This is a genomic window from Streptomyces sp. NPDC058000, from assembly GCF_042886435.1.
Lineage (GTDB): Bacteria > Actinomycetota > Actinomycetes > Streptomycetales > Streptomycetaceae > Streptomyces.
Window position 1 is genome coordinate 1 of sequence record NZ_JBHVQS010000139.1, and the last position, 1,329, is coordinate 1,329.

The window sequence follows — 1,329 nt, forward strand, 5'->3', positions numbered from 1 at the left end:
TTCCGAAAGCGAGCGTTCATCCGTTTTCTCTGGAAACCGTTCATCCGGAAAGTGATCTGCACGGACGCCATTTTTCTTCCCCTTTCTCCGGTACGACCGAAGATCCCGTCACGGGAACCGCTTCAGGCGTCAGGGCAGCCTATATGCGGCAATACGGAGGCTCCGAAGCCGAATGCCTCACGATTGAACAAGGCCAGGAAATCGGGAAAGACGGAAAAGTGGAAATCAGGATTACAGAAGATAACGAAAAGATGAACATCAAGATGACGGGAACGGCCGTGTATGCCGAAACAATTAATTTTCAGCTTCCGTAACGGTTTACAAAAGCCGGTCGTATCCGTTATATTATAAATGATAATCATTTTCATTTGGATAGGAAGGTGAATCGGCATGCCGAAAACCGAACAATTACAGCAAAACGAAAGTCTTGCACATACAATCAGAAACAGAAGATCCATCCGGTCGTTTAAACCGGAAACCGTGCCTTCTGAAGTCATATTAGATATGCTTGAAACGGCCGTTTACGCACCGAACCACAGACTGACGGAGCCGTGGCGTTTTATCTACGCAGCAAGCGAAGCGGGAAAAGCAAAGCTTGCGGACAGCTACGTCTCATTTTTCAAAAAGATAAAAGATGATTTCAACGAGGAAAAAGAGCGGAACATGAGAAAAAATCTCAGCGCCGTTCCGGGATTTTTGCTGGTCGTCTTAAAAGAAGATGAAAATGAATTTACGAGAAACGATGATTTCGCGGCGCTGAGCGGCATGATTCAAAACCTTCAGCTTCTCGCACATGAAAACGGCATCGGCATGGTCTGGAAAAGCGGCCGCATTATGTATGACAAACAAGTGCACCAAGACTTCGGCCTTGCTGACAATGAGCGCTTTGCCGCCATCATTCAAACGGGCTATCCGGATGAACAGCCTAAGGCGAAAGAACGGACGCCGGCAAAAAGCCTGTTTACCGAACTGTAAAAAAAATCCCCGTCTCTATACAGAGGCGGGGATTTCGTATTTAGCGGGTTTTGCTTTTAGCTCTGTTGTCAGCGGCTTTCATCCGCGCCTGCGCTTCACGGTCAGCGGAATCAGCAAGCTCGCTTGAATATTCCTCATATGTGCCGTCTGTTTCGCGTTTCAAAGCATCCGGAACTTGAGGAAGTTTTTGTTTGTTTTTATCACGGTTTTTGTGAGTATGATTTCTGCCCATATCAATCGCCCCCTGAAAAAAGTGATATCAAACAAACATAGTATCTGCCCGGTCCCGATCTTTATTCAGTTTATTTCCGTTTGGCTGCTCTTTCCGCTTTTTTGAATTCACCGGAATAAAGG

Annotated in this window: 3 protein-coding genes; 2 read left to right on the forward strand and 1 reads right to left on the reverse strand. The window is 46.4% G+C overall.

Annotated elements, in window-relative coordinates; translation table 11 throughout:
* Positions 1 to 314: PhzF family phenazine biosynthesis isomerase (locus ACFVT2_RS43395; protein ID WP_390028008.1), on the forward strand; the 314-nt coding region annotated here is incomplete at its 5' end.
* Positions 315 to 390: 76 nt separating this feature from the next.
* Positions 391 to 975: a nitroreductase gene (locus ACFVT2_RS43400; protein WP_007408549.1), complete on the forward strand. Its 585-nt coding sequence runs from the start codon at positions 391 to 393 to the stop codon at positions 973 to 975.
* A gap of 40 nt (positions 976 to 1,015) precedes the next feature.
* On the opposite strand, the gene ACFVT2_RS43405 is transcribed toward ACFVT2_RS43400, so the two are convergent.
* Complete coding sequence (locus ACFVT2_RS43405; RefSeq protein ID WP_003155508.1) at positions 1,016 to 1,207, reverse strand: YfhD family protein; 192 nt, start codon at positions 1,205 to 1,207, stop codon at positions 1,016 to 1,018.
* Between the last annotated feature and the right edge of the window lie 122 nt (positions 1,208 to 1,329).

Bases quoted from the DNA above. Each gene is read 5' to 3' on its own strand.
- ACFVT2_RS43405 (WP_003155508.1), bottom strand. From the start codon at position 1,207: ATGGGCAGAAATCATACTCACAAAAACCGTGATAAAAACAAACAAAAA.
- ACFVT2_RS43400 (WP_007408549.1), top strand. From the start codon at position 391: ATGCCGAAAACCGAACAATTACAGCAAAACGAAAGTCTTGCACATACA.